Origin of the sequence: Pseudomonas sp. NPDC007930 (assembly GCF_042958985.1) — a bacterium.
GTDB lineage: Bacteria > Pseudomonadota > Gammaproteobacteria > Pseudomonadales > Pseudomonadaceae > Aquipseudomonas.
Genome location: NZ_JBIBKC010000007.1, coordinates 144,697 through 163,228 on the forward strand (window position 1 = coordinate 144,697; position 18,532 = coordinate 163,228).

9 protein-coding genes are annotated in these 18,532 nt (G+C 66.4%); 1 reads left to right on the plus strand and 8 read right to left on the minus strand.

What is annotated here, in order from left to right; all coding sequences use genetic code 11:
- A complete protein-coding gene (locus ACFZCE_RS16585) occupies window positions 1-756 on the minus strand; it encodes a transporter substrate-binding domain-containing protein (protein WP_390940884.1) in 756 nt (251 codons plus the stop codon).
- Between the two features lie 378 nt (window positions 757-1,134).
- Here ACFZCE_RS16585 and ACFZCE_RS16590 point away from each other — a divergent pair, with 378 nt between their 5' ends.
- Window positions 1,135-5,997 (plus strand): NAD-glutamate dehydrogenase domain-containing protein, encoded by a 4,863-nt coding sequence (locus ACFZCE_RS16590; protein ID WP_390940886.1) that lies wholly within the window; start codon window positions 1,135-1,137, stop codon window positions 5,995-5,997.
- A 68-nt stretch (window positions 5,998-6,065) separates the two neighbouring features.
- On the opposite strand, the gene ACFZCE_RS16595 is transcribed toward ACFZCE_RS16590, so the two are convergent.
- The 7 genes from ACFZCE_RS16595 to glgA form a co-directional block, all read right to left on the minus strand.
- Window positions 6,066-6,866 (minus strand): aldolase/citrate lyase family protein, encoded by an 801-nt coding sequence (locus tag ACFZCE_RS16595; RefSeq protein ID WP_390940888.1) that lies wholly within the window; start codon window positions 6,864-6,866, stop codon window positions 6,066-6,068.
- 276 nt (window positions 6,867-7,142) lie between these two features.
- Complete coding sequence (gene glgX, locus ACFZCE_RS16600) at window positions 7,143-9,290, minus strand: glycogen debranching protein GlgX (protein ID WP_390940890.1); 2,148 nt, start codon at window positions 9,288-9,290, stop codon at window positions 7,143-7,145.
- Window positions 9,291-9,412: 122 nt separating this feature from the next.
- Window positions 9,413-9,802 carry a DUF2934 domain-containing protein gene (locus ACFZCE_RS16605; protein ID WP_390940892.1) on the minus strand — a complete coding sequence of 130 codons (390 nt, stop codon included), beginning with the start codon at window positions 9,800-9,802 and terminating at the stop codon, window positions 9,413-9,415.
- A gap of 14 nt (window positions 9,803-9,816) precedes the next feature.
- On the minus strand, window positions 9,817-12,612 hold the full coding sequence (locus ACFZCE_RS16610) for a malto-oligosyltrehalose synthase (protein WP_390940894.1): 2,796 nt from the start codon (window positions 12,610-12,612) through the stop codon (window positions 9,817-9,819).
- Entirely contained in the window at window positions 12,609-14,699 is a 2,091-nt protein-coding gene (malQ, locus tag ACFZCE_RS16615) for a 4-alpha-glucanotransferase (protein WP_390940896.1), read from the minus strand. The genes ACFZCE_RS16610 and malQ overlap by 4 nt, the downstream gene beginning before the upstream one ends.
- A 3-nt stretch (window positions 14,700-14,702) precedes the next feature.
- On the minus strand, window positions 14,703-16,487 hold the full coding sequence (gene treZ, locus ACFZCE_RS16620; RefSeq protein ID WP_390940898.1) for a malto-oligosyltrehalose trehalohydrolase: 1,785 nt from the start codon (window positions 16,485-16,487) through the stop codon (window positions 14,703-14,705).
- 16 nt (window positions 16,488-16,503) lie between these two features.
- Window positions 16,504-18,072: a glycogen synthase GlgA gene (gene glgA / locus ACFZCE_RS16625; protein ID WP_390940899.1), complete on the minus strand. Its 1,569-nt coding sequence runs from the start codon at window positions 18,070-18,072 to the stop codon at window positions 16,504-16,506.
- Window positions 18,073-18,532 lie beyond the last annotated feature (460 nt).

The window sequence follows — 18,532 nt, forward strand, 5'->3', positions numbered from 1 at the left end:
TTACATCCACTTCTTCAGGATGGCGTCGTAGGTGCCGTTCTGGTGCAGCCGCGCCAACGCTTTGCGCAGTTGCTCAACGGTTTGCGGCGCGGTGCCGCGGCTCATGGCGATGCTGAAGGTGTCTTGCCCCAGCTGCGGCAACGCCAGTGCCGGCATCAGCACGCGGCCAGGCTCGTCACCGGCCTGGCGCACGATGTAATAGGCGTTCAGCTCGTCGGAGATCCACAAATCCACGTGCCCGCTCTTGAGTTTTTCGTAATCCAGCGCGTAACGGCTGCTCGACTGCAGGTTGCGGCCGATCTCGAAGCCATGGCTTTGCAGAAACTGCTCGCCGGAATCCTGGTTGACCGTGGCCACCTGCAGGGCTTGGGCATCTTCCAGGGTAGTAAGGTTCAGCGGGTGGCTGGCCAGGGTGTACAGGTACCAGCGCACCGGCAGCAATGGGCCGACCCACTGGAAGAGTTTTTCCCGGTCCGGGGTGCGGCTCATCGAGTAGATCAACACGTTGTCTACATGCAGCGCCATGTCGTAGGCGCGTGCCCAGGGCATCACCTGCACCTGGCCGTCGAGCCCGGCTTCCTTCAGCACGGCGCGAACCAGCTCGGTGCACATGCCGGTGACCTGGCCATTCTCGGTCATGTTGTACGGCGGCAGTTCTTCGGTCACCACCTGGATCGGCGCGTTTTGCGCAGCCGCCGGCCCCAGGCACAACAGCCAGGTGGCAACAGCGCTGAACAAGAGGCGGGGAAACGGCATGGTGGCTCGCGAGCGGTAAATGGCCGAGGGCTGACACACGGCTTATCGGCAGGGTTCGCAACGCCTTGAGGGAGGGCGACACGCGGTGCGGCGGGAGATTGTGCCAATTGGCCATCATGCTGTCGAGAGGCGCCGGGCCGGCGGTGGGGCTACTGTTCAGAATGGGCATGGAGGTCAGACAACTCGGCCATGACCGAATATGTCGCCCCAGCGCAAGACCCTGCCGCCAAGGGCTCGGTAAGCTGGGTCGCTTTTGCGCGGCCACTGCCCGTTTTACCTGGCCGGCAAGGGAACTCTCTACGACGCTTCGATCAAAAACAAGGTTGTTCACCCGCCCCCGGGCGGCTCGAAACACATTCCAGCGGAGTAATTCTTAACATGGCGTTCTTCACCGCAGCCAGCAAAGCCGACTTCCAGCATCAACTGAGAGCGGTCCTGGCGCAGCACGTCAGTGAACAGGCCCTGCCACAGGTGGCCCTGTTCGCCGATCAGTTCTTTGGCATCATTTCCCTCGACGAGCTCACCCAGCGGCGTTTGTCCGACCTCGCCGGCTGCACGCTGTCGGCCTGGCGCCTGTTGCAGCGCTTCAGCGCCGGCCAGGGGGAAGTGCGGGTGTACAACCCGGATTACGAACGCCATGGCTGGCAATCGACCCACAGCGTGGTCGAAGTGCTGCATGAAGACTTCCCCTTTCTGGTCGACTCGGTGCGCACCGAGCTCAACCGCCGCGGCTACAGCATCCATACCCTGCAAACCACCGTGCTGAGCGTGCGCCGCAACGCCAGCGGCGAGCTGCTCGAGGTGTTGCCCAAGGGCGAAGCGGGCGAGGGCGTGGCCCACGAGTCGCTGATGTACCTGGAGATCGACCGCTGCGCCAGCCCGGCGCAGATGACCACCCTGGTCAGCGAGCTGCTGCAGGTGCTGGTCGAGGTGCGCGCCGCGGTGGAAGACTTCGAGCCGATGAAGGCGAAAATCGCCGAACTCACCGCGCTGGTCGACGCCACCCCCTTCGCCAAGGTCTCCGCCGAAGAGAAGCAGGAGGTCAAGGTGTTCCTGGAGTGGTTGCTCGACAACCACTTCACCTTCCTCGGCTATGAAGAGTTCGTGGTGCAAGCCGATGCCGATGGCGCCCAGCTTCACTACGACGACAGCGCCTTCCTCGGCCTGACCCGCCTGCTGCGCGCTGGCCTTTCCGCCGAAGACCTGCGCATCGAGGACTACGCCGCCGCCTACCTGCACGAGCCGACCCTGCTGTCGTTCGCCAAGGCCGCCGCGCCCAGCCGCGTGCATCGCCCGGCCTACCCCGACTACGTGTCGATCCGCCAGCTCGACGAACACGGCCAGGTGGTGCGCGAATGCCGCTTCATGGGCCTGTACACCTCGGCGGTGTATGGCCAGAGCGTGCACCGCATTCCGTACATTCGCAGCAAGGTCGCCGAAATCGAACGCCGCTCCGGCTTCGACCCGCGCGCGCACCTGGGCAAAGAGCTGGCCCAGGTGGTCGAGGTGCTGCCCCGCGATGACCTGTTCCAGACCCCGGTCGATGAGCTGTTCAGCACGGTGATGGCGATCGTGCAGATCCAGGAGCGCAACAAGATCCGCGTGTTCCTGCGCAAAGACCCGTACGGCCGGTTCTGCTACTGCCTGGCCTACGTGCCGCGCGAGGTGTACTCCACCGAAGTCCGGCAGAAAATCCAGCAGGTGCTGATGGAGCGCCTGAAGGCCAGCGACTGCGAGTTCTGGACGTTCTTCTCCGAATCGGTGCTGGCCCGCGTGCAACTGATTTTGCGGGTAGACCCGAAAAACCGCATTGACATCGACCCGGCCCAGCTCGAACGCGAGGTGATCCAGGCCTGCCGCTCGTGGCAGGACGACTACCAGGCGCTGGCCATCGAGAGCTTTGGCGAAGCCCAGGGCACCAACCTGCTGGCAGACTTCCCCAAGGGCTTCCCGGCCGGCTACCGCGAGCGCTTCGCCCCGCATTCGGCGGTGGTCGACCTGCAGCACCTGATGGCCCTGGGCGACAACCGCCCGTTGGTGATGAGCTTCTACCAGCCGCTGGCGCAAAGCGGCCAGCACTTGCTGCACTGCAAGCTGTACCAGGCCGACCAACCGCTGGCGTTGTCCGACGTGCTGCCGATCCTCGAGAACCTCGGCCTGCGCGTGCTCGGTGAGTTCCCCTACCGGCTGCGCCACAAAAGCGGCCGCGAATACTGGATTCACGATTTCGCCTTCACCTGCGCCGACACCCGCGAGCTCGACCTGCAGCAGCTCAACGACACCTTCCAGGACGCGTTCGTGCACATCGTCAAGGGCGATGCCGAAAACGACGCCTTCAACCGCCTGGTGCTCAGCGCCGGCCTGCCGTGGCGCGACGTGGCGCTGCTGCGCGCCTACGCCCGTTACCTGAAGCAGATCCGCCTGGGCTTCGACCTGGGCTACATCGCCGCGGCGCTGAACAACCACGCGCCGATCGCCCGCGAGCTGACCCGGCTGTTCAAAACCCGCTTTTACCTGGCGCGCAAGCTCAGTGGCGATGACCTCGAGGGCATGCAGCAGCGCCTGGAGCAGGCGATCCTCAGCGCCCTGGACGACGTGCAGGTGCTCAACGAAGACCGCATCCTGCGCCGCTACCTCGACCTGATCAAAGCCACCCAGCGCACCAACTTCTACCAAACCGACGCCAGTGGCCAGGCCAAGGGGTACTTTAGCTTCAAGTTCAACCCCAAGCTGGTGCCCGAGCTGCCCAAGCCGGTGCCGAAGTTCGAGATTTTCGTCTACAGCCCGCGGGTCGAGGGCGTGCACCTGCGCTTTGGCAACGTGGCCCGTGGCGGCCTGCGCTGGTCGGACCGCGAGGAAGACTACCGCACCGAGGTGCTTGGCCTGGTCAAGGCGCAGCAGGTGAAGAACTCGGTGATCGTGCCGCTGGGCGCCAAGGGCGGCTTCGTGCCACGGCGCTTGCCGCTGGGCGGCAGCCGCGACGAGGTGCAGGCCGAGGCCATCGCCTGCTACCGGTTGTTCATTTCCGGGTTACTCGACATCACCGACAACCTCAAGGACGGCGAGGTGCTGCCGCCGGCCAACGTGGTGCGCCACGACGCCGATGACCCGTACCTGGTAGTAGCGGCCGACAAAGGCACGGCGACCTTCTCCGACATCGCCAACGGCATCGCTATCGACTACGGCTTCTGGCTGGGCGATGCGTTCGCTTCCGGCGGCTCGGCCGGCTACGACCACAAGGGCATGGGCATCACCGCCCGCGGCGCCTGGGTCGGCGTGCAGCGGCACTTCCGCGAGCGCGGCATCGATGTGCAAAAAGACCCGATCACCGTGGTCGGCGTCGGCGACATGGCCGGCGACGTGTTCGGCAACGGCCTGCTGATGAGCGACAAGCTGCAACTGGTGGCCGCGTTCAACCACCTGCACATTTTCATCGACCCCAACCCCGACACCGCCAGCAGCTTCGCCGAGCGCCAGCGGCTGTTCAACCTGCCGCGTTCGGCCTGGAGCGACTACGACGCCAGCCTGATCTCCGAAGGCGGCGGGGTGTTCCTGCGCAGCGCCAAGAGCATCCCGATCAGCCCGGCGATGAAGGCCCGCTTCGACATCAGCGCCGACCGCCTGGCGCCCACCGAGCTGCTCAACCAGATCCTCAAGGCACCGGTCGATCTGCTCTGGAACGGCGGCATCGGTACCTACGTGAAGGCCAGCGAAGAGTCCCATGCCGACGTTGGCGACAAGGCCAACGACGCGCTGCGGGTCAATGGCAACGAGCTGCGTTGCCAAGTGGTGGGCGAGGGCGGCAACCTCGGCATGACCCAGCTCGGCCGGGTCGAGTTCGGCCTGTGTGGCGGTGCCACCAACACCGACTTCATCGACAACGCCGGGGGCGTGGACTGCTCCGACCACGAGGTGAACATCAAGATCCTGCTCAACGAGGCGGTGGCTGCCGGCGACATGACGCAAAAGCAGCGCAACCAGTTGCTGGGCAGCATGACCGACGAAGTCGCTCACCTGGTGCTGGGCAACAACTACAAGCAAACCCAGGCGCTGTCGCTGGCCGCGCGCCGCGCCGCCGAGCGGATGGCCGAGTACAAGCGGCTGATGGCCGACCTCGAGGGCCGCGGCAAGCTCGACCGGGCGATCGAGTTCCTCCCCGGCGAAGACGTGCTCGCCGAGCGCGCCGCCTCCGGCCAGGGCCTCACCCGCGCCGAGCTGTGCGTGTTGATTTCCTACGCCAAGATCGACCTCAAGGAAACCCTGCTGCAATCGGCGGTGCCCGACGACGACTACCTGGCCCGTGACATGGAAAGCGCCTTCCCGCCGAGCCTGGCCAACCCCTACCGCGAGGCCATGCGCCGCCACCGGCTCAAGCGCGAAATCGTCAGCACGCAGATCGCCAACGACCTGGTCAACAACATGGGCATCACCTTCGTGCAGCGCCTGAAGGAGTCCACCGGGATGAGCGCGGCCAACGTCGCCGGGGCCTACGTGGTGGTGCGCGACATCTTCCACCTGCCGCACTGGTTCCGCCAGATCGAAGCCCTCGACTACCAGGTGCCAGCCGACATCCAGCTCAAGCTGATGGAAGAACTGATGCGCCTCGGCCGCCGCGCCACCCGCTGGTTCCTGCGCAACCGCCGCAACGAGCAGGACCCAGGCCGCGACGTCGCCCATTTCGGGCCGCACATCGCGGCGCTGGGGCTCAAGCTCAACGAACTGCTCGAAGGCCCGACCCGCGAGCTGTGGCAGGAGCGCTACCAGGCCTATGTGGAGGCGGGCGTGCCGGAGTTGCTGGCGCGCATGGTCGCCGGCACCAGCCACCTGTACACGCTGTTGCCGATCATCGAAGCCAGCGATGTGACCGGCCAGGATGCCGCGCTGGTGGCCAAGGCGTACTTCGCCATGGGCGCCTCGCTCGACCTGAACTGGTACCTGCAGCAGATCAGCAGCCTGCCGGTGCAAAGCACTTGGCAAGCCCTGGCCCGCGAAGCGTTCCGCGACGACCTTGACCTGCAACAGCGGGCCATTACCATCGCCACCCTGCAGATGCACCAGGCGCCGGAAGAAGTCGACGAGCGCGTAGCGCTGTGGCTTGACCAGCACCGCCTGCACGTGGAGCGCTGGCGCGCCATGCTCGAAGACCTGCGCGCTGCCAGCGGCACCGATTACGCCATGTACGCAGTGGCGAACCGGGAGCTGGCCGACCTGGCGCTGAGCCCGGCGGTGATGCCGGCGTAGTCGGGGGCCTGTGAGGGCCCTTCGCCCGGCACTCCGGCTGTGCCGGGCGAGAGGCCCTCAAACCCAACCTAGTAGGTCCGCGAAGCCTCACTGGGCTTCGCCACCTCACGATACAACCCCAGGTTCGCCAGCGCTGCCTGGCGCATCAGCACCACGTCCAAACCCACCGCCACGAACTGGCAACCCCACTGCAGATAACGCCGGGCGTCGTCTTCCCGCGGCGCGAGGATGCCGCACACCTTGCCGGCGGCGCGGGTGGCGTCGATCGCCTGGCGGATGCGCTGCTGCACCTCCGGGTGGCCGGGGTTGCCGGCGTGGCCGAGGTCGGTCGAGAGGTCGGCCGGGCCGATGAACACCGCATCCACGCCGTCTACCGCGGCGATCGCCTCGACGTTGTCCGAGCCCAGCCGCGATTCCACCTGCACCACCAAGCACAGTTGCTCATGGGCGTGCTGCATATAGTTCTCCACCGCGTCCCAACGGGTGGCGCGGGTCAGCCCGCCGCCCACGCCGCGAATGCCATGGGGCGGGTAGCGCATGGCGCGCACCAGCGCCTGGGCCTGCTCGGCGCTGTCGACCATGGGCACCATCAGGCTTTGTACGCCGATGTCGAGCAACTGCTTGATCAGCACCGCATCGCCGCTCACCGCGCGCACCACTGGCGCGCTGGCGTAGGGCGCCACCGCCTGCAGTTGGGCGAGGATGCTCGGTACGGTATTGGGGGCATGCTCGCCGTCGATCAGCAGCCAGTCGTAGCCGACCGAGGCCAGCACTTCGGTGGCGTAGCCAGTGGCAAAGCCGGCCCAGCAGCCGAAGTGCGGCTCGCCTGTGGCCAGTTGGGCTTTGAAGGGGTTGAGCGGTACTTTCATCGGGGCATCCTTTTTATTGTAGGCCCCGTGCAGTGTAGGTGGTTTGGCTAGGAGGGTTGCGTTAAAGGCCCCTCGCCCGGCTGTGCCGCAATGCTGTTCACTTAAGCCATTTCAGGGCTTCATGTAAGGGATCAATCTGTGAGCTCTGCTGATTGTGTGCATGAGCTTCAGGGCCTATCGCCCGGCACAGCCGGCCTCCCACGGGTTCTGTGTTGTCTCGTAGGTGGGAGGCCGTGGTCCGGCACTCCGGCTGTGCCGGGCGAAGGGCCCTGAGGCCTAGCGCCGCAACTCGAACAACAGGAACGAGCGCCCGGTCACCATGAACTCATGGCCAAAACCCAGTTGCTCGGAGGTGTCGACGTCGGTGCGGTTGGTGTCGACCAGGCACACCCAGTGGTCGCCCTCGGGTACTTCCGGGAGGGTGAAGTTGACCACGTCATGGTGGGCGTTGACGATCACCATCAGCGTCGCGTCGTCACCGCGCTTGCGGATACCGGTGGGCTGCGCGCGGCCGTCGAGCACCATCGCCAGGGCCTTGCTGTGGCCTTCCTGCCACTGCTCGGCGGTCATCTCTTCGCCGCTGGGGCTGAGCCAGGTCACGTCCTTGACGCCGATGTCTTCGTTGTAGGTGCCCACCAGAAAACGGTTACGGCGCAGGATCGGGTACGCCATGCGCAGGCGGATCAACCGCTGCACGAACTTCATCAGCCCGGCACCGTCGTCGTCCATGTTCCAGTTGACCCAACCCAGCTCGCTGTCCTGGCAATAGGCGTTGTTGTTGCCGTTCTGGGTGCGGGCGAACTCGTCGCCGGCGACGATCATCGGCGTGCCCTGGCTGAACAGCAAGGTGGCGAAGAAGTTGCGCATCTGCCGCAAACGCAGCTCGACGATATTGCGGTCGTAGCTCTCGCCTTCCACCCCACAGTTCCACGAGATGTTGTTGTCGCTGCCGTCGCGGTTGTCTTCGCCGTTGGCCTCGTTGTGCTTCTGGTTGTAAGACACCAGGTCCTTGAGGGTGAAGCCGTCGTGGGCGGTGATGAAGTTCACCGAACTGTGCGGGCGGCGGCCGCGCTGGTTGAACATCTCGCCAGAGCCGGTCAGGCACTTGGCGAAGTCGGCCAGCTTGCCGTCGTCGCCCTTCCAGAACGCCCGCGCGGTGTCGCGGAAGCGGTCGTTCCATTCCGCCCAGCCGGGGGCGAAGCCGCCCACCTGGTAGCCGCCCGGGCCGCAGTCCCAGGGCTCGGCGATCAGCTTCACGCTGCGCAGCACGGGGTCTTGGCGGCAGGCAGTGAGGAAGCTATGGCGCTCGGTGAAGCCGTCGCGGTAACGGCCGAGGATGGTCGCCAGGTCGAAGCGAAAGCCATCGACGTGCATTTCAGTGGCCCAGTAGCGCAGTGAGTCGGTGACCATCTGCAGTACGCACGGGTGGCTCAGGTCGAGGGTGTTGCCGGTGCCGGAATCGTTGATGTAGAAGCGCTTGTCATCGGGCATCAGGCGGTAATACGAGGCGTTGTCGATGCCGCGCATCGACAGGGTCGGGCCGCGTTCGTTGCCCTCGGCGGTGTGGTTGTAGACCACGTCGAGGATCACCTCGAGGCCGGCGTTGTGCATGCGCGCGACCATCTCCTTGAACTCGGCGATCTTGCCGCTGGCGAGAAAGCGACTGTGCGGCGCGAAGAACGCAATGCTGTTATAGCCCCAGTAGTTGTCGAGGTCTTTGTCGAGCAGGTGCTGGTCGCGGACAAAACCATGGATCGGCAGCAGCTCGATGGCCGAGATGCCGAGCTTCTTCAAGTGGGCGATCACTTCCGGGTGCACCAGGCCGGCGAAGGTGCCCTTGACCGCATCCGGCACCGCCGGGTGGTTCATGGTCATGCCGCGGGTGTGGGCCTCGTAGATCACGGTCTTGTCCCACGGGGTGTTCAACTGCTGGTCGCGGCCCCAGGTGAAGGCCGGGTCGATCACCTTGCTCTTGGGCACGAACGGCGCGCTGTCGCGCTCATCGAACGAGAGGTCGTCGTCGGGGTGGCCGATGGTGTAGCCGAACAGCGCCTCGGACCACTTCAGCTCACCCACCAGTTGCTTGGCGTAGGGGTCGATCAACAGCTTGTTGTGGTTGAAGCGGTGGCCGTTCTTGGGGTCATAGGGGCCGTACACGCGGTAACCGTAGATCATCCCCGGGTGGGCGTCGGGCAGGTAGCCGTGGAAGATCTCATCGGTGTATTCGGGCAGCTCGATGCGCTCGATTTCTTCTTTGCCGTCGTCGTCGAAGATGCACAGCTCGACCTTGGTGGCGTTGGCCGAGAACAGCGCGAAGTTCACGCCCAGGCCATCCCAGGTCGCCCCCAGGGGGAACGGCTGGCCTTCACGAATGCGCGACGGTTGAGCAACGGGTTGGGGTTCGGGTTTCTTTGACCGGGCCATGTTCAATCCTTGGGGGTTACCGAAAGTGCTTTTGTCAGGGTGCAGGAGGTTGCTGCGGCCGGGGGCGAACCCGGCGCAGGAGTGTTCATGGGGTGAACGGCCGCCGGCGGCGGCCGGAGGTGTCAGCTGGCGGCGGGCTTCTTCGGCGCGCGCGGTTTCTTCACCGCGGCGGGCTTGGCCGCCGGTTCCGCCTTTGGCGCGGGCTTGGCGGCGCTGGCCGCGGGTGGCTTGGGCGCCGCCGGTTTTTTCGCCGGCGCTGCGGGTTTAGCCGCGGCGGCAGGCTTGGCCGCAGCAGCCTTGGGGGCGGCCTTGGGCTTGGCCGTAGCGCTGGCGGCGGCCGCCTCCTTGGGTTTTTTCGGGGCGCTGCGCGGCAGCTTGGCCGGGGCCAGGGCCTCGGCTTCAGCGAGCTTGCGGGCTTTCTCCCAATGTTCGAAGTGCTTGCCTTCCGGCCGGCCTTCAGACTCCCAAAGGTAATAGGCGAATTCTTCGATACGCTTGTCGCTGACACTCATTTCAACGCTCCTGATCACAAGTCGCTTTGTAGATAAAGATTGACGGGAAAATCCTTCAGGGCCTCGGCAATCGAAACGCTACCTTCTGCTGTGACTGCTAGGTCCGAAAAAAGTCCCTTCAACTTCGAGGGCAAGGCAGGGCTCAGTGGAAGCTTGAGGTGGGTGTCTCCCCACTTGCTGTGCTCGATCAGCGGCTGGCGGTGTTCGCCGAGGGCCTCGCTGAACAACCGTGGCACAATCACGATCGCCCGTTGCCCCTGCCAGGTACGGGCAAACGCCAGCACCTTGCCGGCGTATTCGCCCGCCACCTCCAGTGGCTGGTAATCCCCCTGCTGGAACAGCTCAGGATAGGCCTGGCGGCGTTCCAGCACCCGGGCAATCAAGGCTTGCTTGGCCCAGCCATCACCCCAGCGCTCGAGCAGCGCCGCAGGGCTTTGCGGCGCCTGTTCCAGGCTAAGGCTTCGAGCAGTGTAGTCCACCGGGCGGCGGTTATCCGGGTCGACCAGGCTGAAGTCCCAGTACTCCGCGCCCTGATAGAGGTCCGGCACGCCGGGGGCGGCCATCCGCAGCAGGCACTGGGCAAAGCTGTTCAGCGCGCCGGCCGGGGCGATCACCTGCACCGCCGAGGCCAGCGACTGGCGCAGGTCGAGTGCCTCGGGGGCGGTCAGCAACTGCGTGAGGTAGGCCCGGCAGCCTTGCTCGTAGGCCTCGTTCGGCGCGCTCCAGCTGCTCACCAGCTTGGCCTCGCGCAGGGCCTTTTGTTGCCACTGCAGCATGCGCTCGAGGTAGGCCTCCAGGCCCGCGGTGTCGTCTGCGGCCAGCTCCAGCGGCCAGCTGCCCAGCAGCGCCTGGTAGAGCATGGCTTCGTCGCCACCGCTGGGCACGCTGGCGCCTTCCTGTTCACTGCGCAGCGGGCTGGCCAGGGCCTGCCAGTGGTTGAGCAGGGCGTTGTACCAGGTGCCGCGTTCGCTCAGCACGGCCAGGCGCGCGCGGCTGTCTTCGCCGCGCTTGTGGTCGTGGGTGGCGGTGGTCAGCAGGTTCAGCGGGAAGTGCCGCTGGCGCTCCAGGCAGGCGCTGTGAAAGGCCTCGGCGGGGGCGGCGAACACTTCCGGGTCAAAGCCCACATCGTTGCGCGACAGCAGCACCGCGCTGCGGTAGAACGAGGTGTCTTCCACCGCCTTGGCCGCCGCGGGTGAGGTCAGCTGCTGAAACCGCGTGCAGGCATGGCGCAGGTCGCGCCGCGCGCGGCCCGGGCCGAGCCGGCGCCAGGGCTCGCCACCGAGCCAGCGGGCAAGGTAGTCGAGCACCGGCCAGTCGCCCTCGTTGAGGGTGGCGCGGGCGCCTTCCAAAGCTTGCTGGAAGAACGGCTCATCGGTTGCCGAACGCCCGCAGCCGCTGATGTAGGTGCGGTACACCGGGAAGTGCACGATCAGCGCCTGCAGGGTGCGGCGGATCGCCCCGAGGGTCAGGTCGCGGCTCATCAGGTCGTTGCGCGCCACCCGTAGCAGGGCCTGGGCGACGGTTTCGAAATCGCCGGCGAGGGTGCCGCCGAGCACCAGTTCACGGGCGCCGCGGGCTTCGACGAGGAAGTCCCCCGGGCGGCCGCTGGCGCGGACCCAGGCCTCGGTCAGCGGCTCTTGGCCGCGCGGCTCGTGCTGCAGCAGCGACACCTGGTTCATGAACTCGTAGCCGGTGGTGCCGTCGACGTTCCAGTCGGTGTGCAGGTGCTCGCCGTGGCCGAGGATTTTCTCCACATAGATGGGAAAGTGCGCAAGCTCGGTGCCGGCCGGGCGTTGCTTGAGCAGGCTTTGCACGCGCCGGCGCAGCTTGCGGCTGTAGCCGCGCGGGTCGGCCAAGCCGTCGATGTGGTCGATGCGCAGGCCATCGACCAGGCCCTCGGCGACCAGCTGGAAAATCTTGCCGTGGGTGGCCTCGAACACTTCACTGCGCTCGACCCGCAGGCCGCCCAGTTCGTTGATGTCGAAGAAGCGCCGCCAGTTGATGTCGTCGGCGGCGGTGCGCCAACTGGCCAGGTGGTAGTGCTGTTTTTCCAGCAGCCGGTGCAGGCGCGGCAGGCCGGCTTCGGTGCTGGCGTCATAGGCCTTGAGCACCTCGGCCAGGGCGCTGCTGACGGCCGGGTCGCGCACCAGCGCCGCCAGCTCGCCGCGCAGGCCGGCGGCCTCGGCCACCGCGCCCGGTGCGTGGGCCAGCGCCGCGAAGCGCTGGGCCAGCGCTTGCACGGCGGGCTCCGGGCAGGCGTTGAGCAGTTCGGCGTAGTCTGGCGGGCAGATCGGGAAGCGGTGCTCGTAGTGCTCCACATAGAAGCCGCCGCTCTCGGCGTCGAAACACAGCGGCAATTGCCCGGCCTGCAACACCTTGCCGTAGTCGTCGCCGAGAAACGGCACCAGCAGTTGGCCTTCGAGTTGCGGGTCGGGGGAGTGCCACTGGATGTCGAAGAACTTCGCGTAGCGGCTGCGCTGGCCCCATTCGAGCAATTCAAGCCACCAGGGGTTGTGCGGGCCACCCACGGCCATGTGGTTGGAGACGATGTCGAGGATCAAACCCATGCCGTGTTCGCGCAGCGCCGCCACCAAGCGCTTGAGCGCCGCTTCGCCACCCAGCTCGGGGTTGACCTGGGTCGGGTCGACCACGTCGTAGCCGTGCATCGAGCCCGGGCGCGCCTTGAGCAGGGGGGAAGCATACACATGGCTGATGCCCAGGCGGTGGAAGTAGGGCACCAGGGGGACCGCGTCGTCGAGGGTAAAGCCTTTATGAAATTGCAGCCGCAGGGTCGCGCTCAGTGCTTTCATCGGTTTCGGTCCTGGGCTTGTTGCCGGGCCGCGGCCAGCAGTTCAAGGCGTCGCGCGGCATCGGGGGTATCCAGTAATTCGGTGCAGGGGGCGGGCAGGCGCCGCCGCCAGTTGGGGTGTTCGTCTATCGTGCCGGGCAGGTTCGGCGCCTCGACCAGGCCGAGGGCGTCTTCGATCGGCAGCAGCACCAACGGCGCGCGGGTGTGGCCGAGAAAGCGCACGCTGGCGTCGATCAACGGGTCCGCCTCGTCGCTGCCCTGATGTTCTTCACGGAAGTTCTGTGGGTCTTGCCCCAGGGTGTGGCGCAGGCCATTGCGCTCATGGCCGCGGCTTTCCCGCCAGTGCTGCTCAACGTTGGCATCGATCAGCCGCAGGCGCTGGTTCCAGTCGATGTCGTTGGCGCGCCACCAGCCCTTGAGTGGCGGCAGGTCATGGGTGCTGCTGGTGGCCAGGGCGTTGTCGGGCCATTCTTCGACGCGCTTGAAGTGGCCGGTGTGGTGCTGTTCGAACAGCAGCACGCGCATGCCCAGAATGCGCCGCGCCGCCAGTTGCTCGCGCAGCCCATCGGGCACCGTGCCGAGGTCTTCGCCGAGCACGATCGCCTGGTGCCGGTGTGACTCCAGCGCCAGCAGGCGCAGCATGTCTTGCAGCGGGTAGTGCAGGTAGGCACCGGCCTTGGGCGAGTCGCCCTGGGGGATCACCCAGAGGCGGTTCAGCCCCAGTACGTGATCGATACGCAGGCCGCCGGCGTGGGCGAAGTTGGCCCGCAGCATCTCGATGAACGCACGGAAGCCATGGCGCACCAGGCCCTCGGGGGAGAACGCAGAAATGCCCCAGCTTTGCCCGGCGCGGTTCAGTACATCCGGCGGCGCACCGACGGTGAGCGAGGCGAGCAGTTCGTCCTGGCGGCTCCAGGCCTGGCTGCCGGCGCCGTCGGCACCGACCGCGAGGTCAGCGATCAGGCCCACGCCCATGCCGCTCTTGCGGGCTTTTTGCTGGGCGTTTTCCAGGCAGCGGGCGATCAGCCATTGGCAAAAGGCGTAGTAGGCCACCTCGTCGGCGTGCTCGGCGGCGAACGCGGCCACCGCTTCGGCGCGGGGGTGGCGCAGGTGTTCGGGCCACTGGCGCCAGTCTTGCGCTTCGCCCTTGCGCGCGCATTCGGCTTGCAGGGCCTCGAAGCGGCAGTGGTTTTCCAGCGCCTCGCCGCCCTTGTGGCGGAACGCTTCGAAGTCTTGCCGCAGCGGGCTGTGGCCGGCCACGAAGGCGTCGAACAGGCTGCGCAGCAAGGCTTGCTTGGCGCCGGCGGCGGCCGGCCAGTCGATCAGTTCGAGGCGCTCGAGCTCAGCGAAGGTGCGGCCCAACCCGGTGCGCTCCAACGCTTCGCACACCGCGGCCTCGCCGAGCACGCTGGCCGGGGCGGCGTAAAGGCTGTTGAGAAACAACCGGCTCGAGGGCGAATAGGGGCTGTAATGGCCGTTGTCGCTGGAGAACATCGCGTGCATCGGGCTGATCGCCAGGGCGTCGGCGCCGCGTTGGCCGGCGGCGCTGACCAGCGCCTCCAGCGCCAGGGTGTCGCCAAAGCCGCCGTCGCCGGCGCGGCGCAGCGAGTACAACTGCACCCCCAGCCCCCACAGCCGCGGCTGCTCGCTGGCGGCCACGTCCTGGGCGCTGTAGCAGTGCGCCGGGGCCACCGCCACGCTGAAGTCGCGGCCCTGCACGCGCAGTTGGTGGTAGCCCACCGGCAGCAGCCCGGGCAGTTGCGCCTGGGCATCGAGCTTGAGTTCGATCTCGGCGCCGTCTTCCTGCAGCACCCGGCAGCCATCGCCAGCGGCGAACCAGCGGGCCAGCGCCAGCGGCTGGCCATAGTCGGCGGTGAGCAGCGGCGGCAGGGTGCTGCCTTGCAGGGTGTTTTGCAACTCGGCGGTGCTGTGGCCGATGGCGGCGTCGTCTTCGGCCGGGTGGCCCAGGGCGCCGAGCACGCGGCGCAGCACCTCGGGTTGTACCCGTTGCGCGTGGCCGTTGGCGTCGACCCATTCCACAGCGATGCCGGCGAGCTTGGCCAGGTGTTCCAGAGCGTCATGCGCCATCGGTTACGTCTCCATGGCATCGGCGGGGATCAAACTGACCACGGCGCAATAGCCGGGCAGCCGGTCCAGTTCGCCCTGCGGGTTTTCGCGGCTGTCGAACATCCGGTAGGTGGGGAAGGGCAGTGGCGCGTCAAGGCTGTCGCTGCCCAGGTTGAGGTCGATCTGCCAGCCGCTGCCGTCGCCCAGGCGCCAGCGCGCGCTGAGCGCCTTCGGGCCGATCACCTTGCAGCCCAGCGGGCGGCTGCCCGGTAGCCGCTCGAACAGCTCGCGGCGGCGCAGGGTGAGCAGTTCGCGGTACAGGCTGACCCATGGGCCATGTTGCTGCGCGGCGAAGTCGTTCCAGGCCGGCACCGAGGCTTCGAAGGTGGCCAGGGCGTTGGGGTCGGGAATGCGCTCGCGCTGGGCGGGGTCCTGGAACGCGGCGAGGTCGGCGAACTCCTTGCGCCGGCCGTTGCGCACGGCATCGGCGAGTTCGTCGTGGAAGTCGGTGAAAAACTGGAACGGCTGCTCGGCGGCCCACTCATCGCCCATGAACATCAGCGGGATCATCGGGCTGGCCAGCAGCAGGGTGGTGGCGGCGCGCAGCGCCGGCGCCGGGCACAGCCGCGCCAGGCGCTCGCCAAAGGCGCGGTTGCCGATCTGGTCGTGGTTCTGCAAGAACAGCACGAAGGCTTTCGGCGGCAGGTGCCCGCTGGGCTCGCCGCGGGCCACGCCATGGCGGTTGAGGTGGCCCTGGAAAACGAAGCCCGAGGCCAGGCAGCGGGCCAGCTTGGCGATGGTGTCGTCTTTGTAGTCGGCGTAGTAATGGTCGGTTTCACCGGTCAGCAGCACGTGCAGGGCATTGTGGCCGTCGTCGTTCCACTGCGCGTCATAGCCCTGGCGCAGCAGGCTGGCCTGGTTGTGTTCGTTTTCCAGGGTGAGGTAAATGTGCCGGCCATGGGGCGTGCGGGCGCGGATGCGCTTGGCCATTTCCTGGAGGAAGTCGGGTGACTCGATCGCGTGCACGGCGTCGAAACGCAAGCCGTCGAAGCGGTACTCGAACAGCCACATCAGCGCGTTATCGATGAAGAACTCCCGCACCTGTGGGCGGCTGAAGTCGATCGCCGCGCCCCAGGGGGTATGTTTGTCTTCATTGAAGAACGACTTGGCGTATACCCCGAGGTAGTTGCCGTCGGGGCCGAAGTGGTTATACACCACGTCGAGCAGCACCATGATGCCGTGGCCGTGGGCCGCGTCGATCAACTGCTTGAGCTGGTCGGGGGTGCCGTAGCTGGCCTCCGGGGCGTAAGGCAGCACGCCGTCGTAGCCCCAGTTGCGGTGGCCGGAGAACTCGTTGATCGGCATCAGCTCGATGGCGGTGATGCCCAGCGCCGCCAGCCGTGGCAGTTGCGCGCGCACGCCGTCGAAGCCGCCCATGGCGCCGACGTGCAGCTCATAGATGATCGCCTCGTGCCAAGGCCGCCCGGTCCAGTGGGTGTGGCGCCAGGCGTAGCTGTCGGGGTCGACGGTGAGGCTGGGGGAGTGTACGTCGTCTTGCTGGGCGCGGGAGGCGGGGTCGGGCACCTTCATAGAGTCGGTGCCGTGGGTCACTTCGTAGTGGTAGGCGCTGCCGGCCGGGCAGCTGGTTTCGATCACGAACCAGCCCTCGGGCTTGGGCAGCATCGGCAACGACACCCCGTTTTCGAATTCGACGCTGGCGGTGTCAGCGTCTGGGGCCCAGAGCGAAAAACGCGTCAGCCCCGATTCCAGCCTCAAGGCACCGTGGCCCCAGTTTTCGGTTTGCAACATCCAGCCACTCCTGCGATCAGAATCGTCCCTGCCGGGCAACGGCGCGTTGTACCAACTTCACGTACAGCTCGGCGTAGGGTTCTACCGCCTGGCTCCAGTTGAAGGGTTGGGTCATGGCGCGGCAGCGCATCGCGCCGAGCAGGTCATCTTTGCTGTAGGTGTAAAGGGCGCGGGCCACCGCCTCGCGGTAGGCCTCGATGCTCGGCTCGTCGAACAAAAAGCCGGTCACGCCATCTTCGATGGTGTCGGCCAGGCCGCCGGTGTTGCGCGCGATCGGCAGCGAGCCGAAGCGTTGTGCGTACATCTGGCTGAGGCCGCAGGGCTCGTAGCGCGACGGCATCAGCAGAAAGTCGCTGCCGGCGAACATCCGCCGCGCTTCGGTTTCGTTGAAGCCGATGCGCACGCCGACCTTGCCCGGGTGGCGCTTGGCCAACTCGCGCATGGCTTGTTCTTCTTCCGGCTCGCCGCGGCCGATGATGACCATCTGGCCGCCTTGCTCGACGATGAAGTCGGCCACGCCGATGGTCAGGTCAAGGCCCTTCTGGTACACCAGCCGCGACACCACGGCGAACAGCGGGCCGTCGCCGGCGTCGATCTCGAACAGCTCGCGCACGTAGTCGGCATTGACCCGCTTGCCGTCCCAGTCATTAAGGCTGAACGGGGCGATCAGGTGCGTGTCGGTGGCGGCTTCCCAGCTTTCGTCGATGCCGTTGGGGATGCCGCCGAGCAGGCCCTGGTGGGCCTTGCTGCGCAGGAAGCCGTCGAGGCCGCAGCCGAATTCGGGGGTGGTGATTTCCTTGGCGTAGGTGGCGCTCACCGTGGTGATGTGGCTGGAGTAGGCCAGGCCCGCCTTGAGGAACGACAGCTTGCCGTAGAACTCCATGCCTTCCTGCTGCAGCGCGTGCTCGGGGATGCCCAGCTCGGGGCAACAGGCCAGGCTGACCACGCCCTGGTAGGCGAGGTTGTGGATGGTGAACAGGGTGGGCACGTTCACCCCACGCCAATGCATGTAGGCCGGCGCCAAGCCCGCGGGCCAGTCGTGGGCGTGCACCAGATCGGGCTTCCAGTGCACCATCGCGTGGCCGGCGGCGATTTCGCAGGCGGCCAGGCCCAGGCGGGCGAAGCGAATGTGGTTGTCGGGCCAGTCGCGGCCGTTGTTGGCGCCGTAGGGCGTGCCGTCGCGCTCGAACAGCTCCGGGCACAGCAGCACGTAGATCACCTGGCCGTCGGGCATGTCCATGCGCCCGAGCTTGCACGGCGGCAGCGCGGCGTGGCCGCCGAGCTCGCCGACGGTGTGGATCGGGTGGCCGCTGTTGACCACCTGCGGGTAGCCGGGAATCAGTACGCGCACGTCATGCAAGTGCGCCATGGCCCGTGGCAGCGCGGCGGACACATCGCCCAAACCACCGCTCTTGACCAGGTCGGCCATTTCCGAGGTCACGAACAGCACCCGCTTGCGGTTGATGTGGGTGGTCGGGTCGGCCTGCAGTACCTTGCTCGTCGAAGTGATGGCCGGCAGCGAGTGAAGCTCGGCGGCCTGCTGATTGAAGCGTTCTCCGTGGGTTTCGACAGCGGCACTGATCATTACTTTCTCCCGAAGTTGTCAAAGTTACATCTGGCAATACTCATTTTTCGTTTTAATCCGTTCCCGTTGTTTTTCCATGCAAAGGGCAGGCACAACAGCCCGCCACCTCGGCCCGGCCGTAGGCGTTCATCGAAAACACGAGAAGGGTAGGCCGCGGCGCTGGGCTAACGCACGTGGGCTGCGGCTTACCTTAAAGCTGACCTGCGCGGCGCATCAGAAGTTTCAGGTTTTTTTTGGGGAAAATTCCGTACAGCCGCGGGGGTGCAAAGCTGAGTGTAGAGCGGCGCTGGCAAAACGCCGCTTGGCTGGCAGGAAAGTTAGCGCGCGGGGCGACCGTTGGTCTTGGGTTTAACGTTTAAGCGGGATTTTCGGGGAAGCAGCCGGTGAGTTGTGCGGCGTTGGTGCACGAGCTTGAGGGCCCATCGCCCGGCACAGCCGGCCTCCCACGGGTTCTGTGTTG

Coding starts and splice junctions, on each gene's coding strand:
- treZ (WP_390940898.1), bottom strand. CDS start 16,487: ATGTTGCAAACCGAAAACTGGGGCCACGGTGCCTTGAGGCTGGAATCG.
- glgA (WP_390940899.1), bottom strand. CDS start 18,072: ATGATCAGTGCCGCTGTCGAAACCCACGGAGAACGCTTCAATCAGCAG.
- ACFZCE_RS16590 (WP_390940886.1), top strand. CDS start 1,135: ATGGCGTTCTTCACCGCAGCCAGCAAAGCCGACTTCCAGCATCAACTG.
- ACFZCE_RS16610 (WP_390940894.1), bottom strand. CDS start 12,612: ATGAAAGCACTGAGCGCGACCCTGCGGCTGCAATTTCATAAAGGCTTT.
- malQ (WP_390940896.1), bottom strand. CDS start 14,699: ATGGCGCATGACGCTCTGGAACACCTGGCCAAGCTCGCCGGCATCGCT.
- glgX (WP_390940890.1), bottom strand. CDS start 9,290: ATGGCCCGGTCAAAGAAACCCGAACCCCAACCCGTTGCTCAACCGTCG.
- ACFZCE_RS16605 (WP_390940892.1), bottom strand. CDS start 9,802: ATGAGTGTCAGCGACAAGCGTATCGAAGAATTCGCCTATTACCTTTGG.
- ACFZCE_RS16595 (WP_390940888.1), bottom strand. CDS start 6,866: ATGAAAGTACCGCTCAACCCCTTCAAAGCCCAACTGGCCACAGGCGAG.
- ACFZCE_RS16585 (WP_390940884.1), bottom strand. CDS start 756: ATGCCGTTTCCCCGCCTCTTGTTCAGCGCTGTTGCCACCTGGCTGTTG.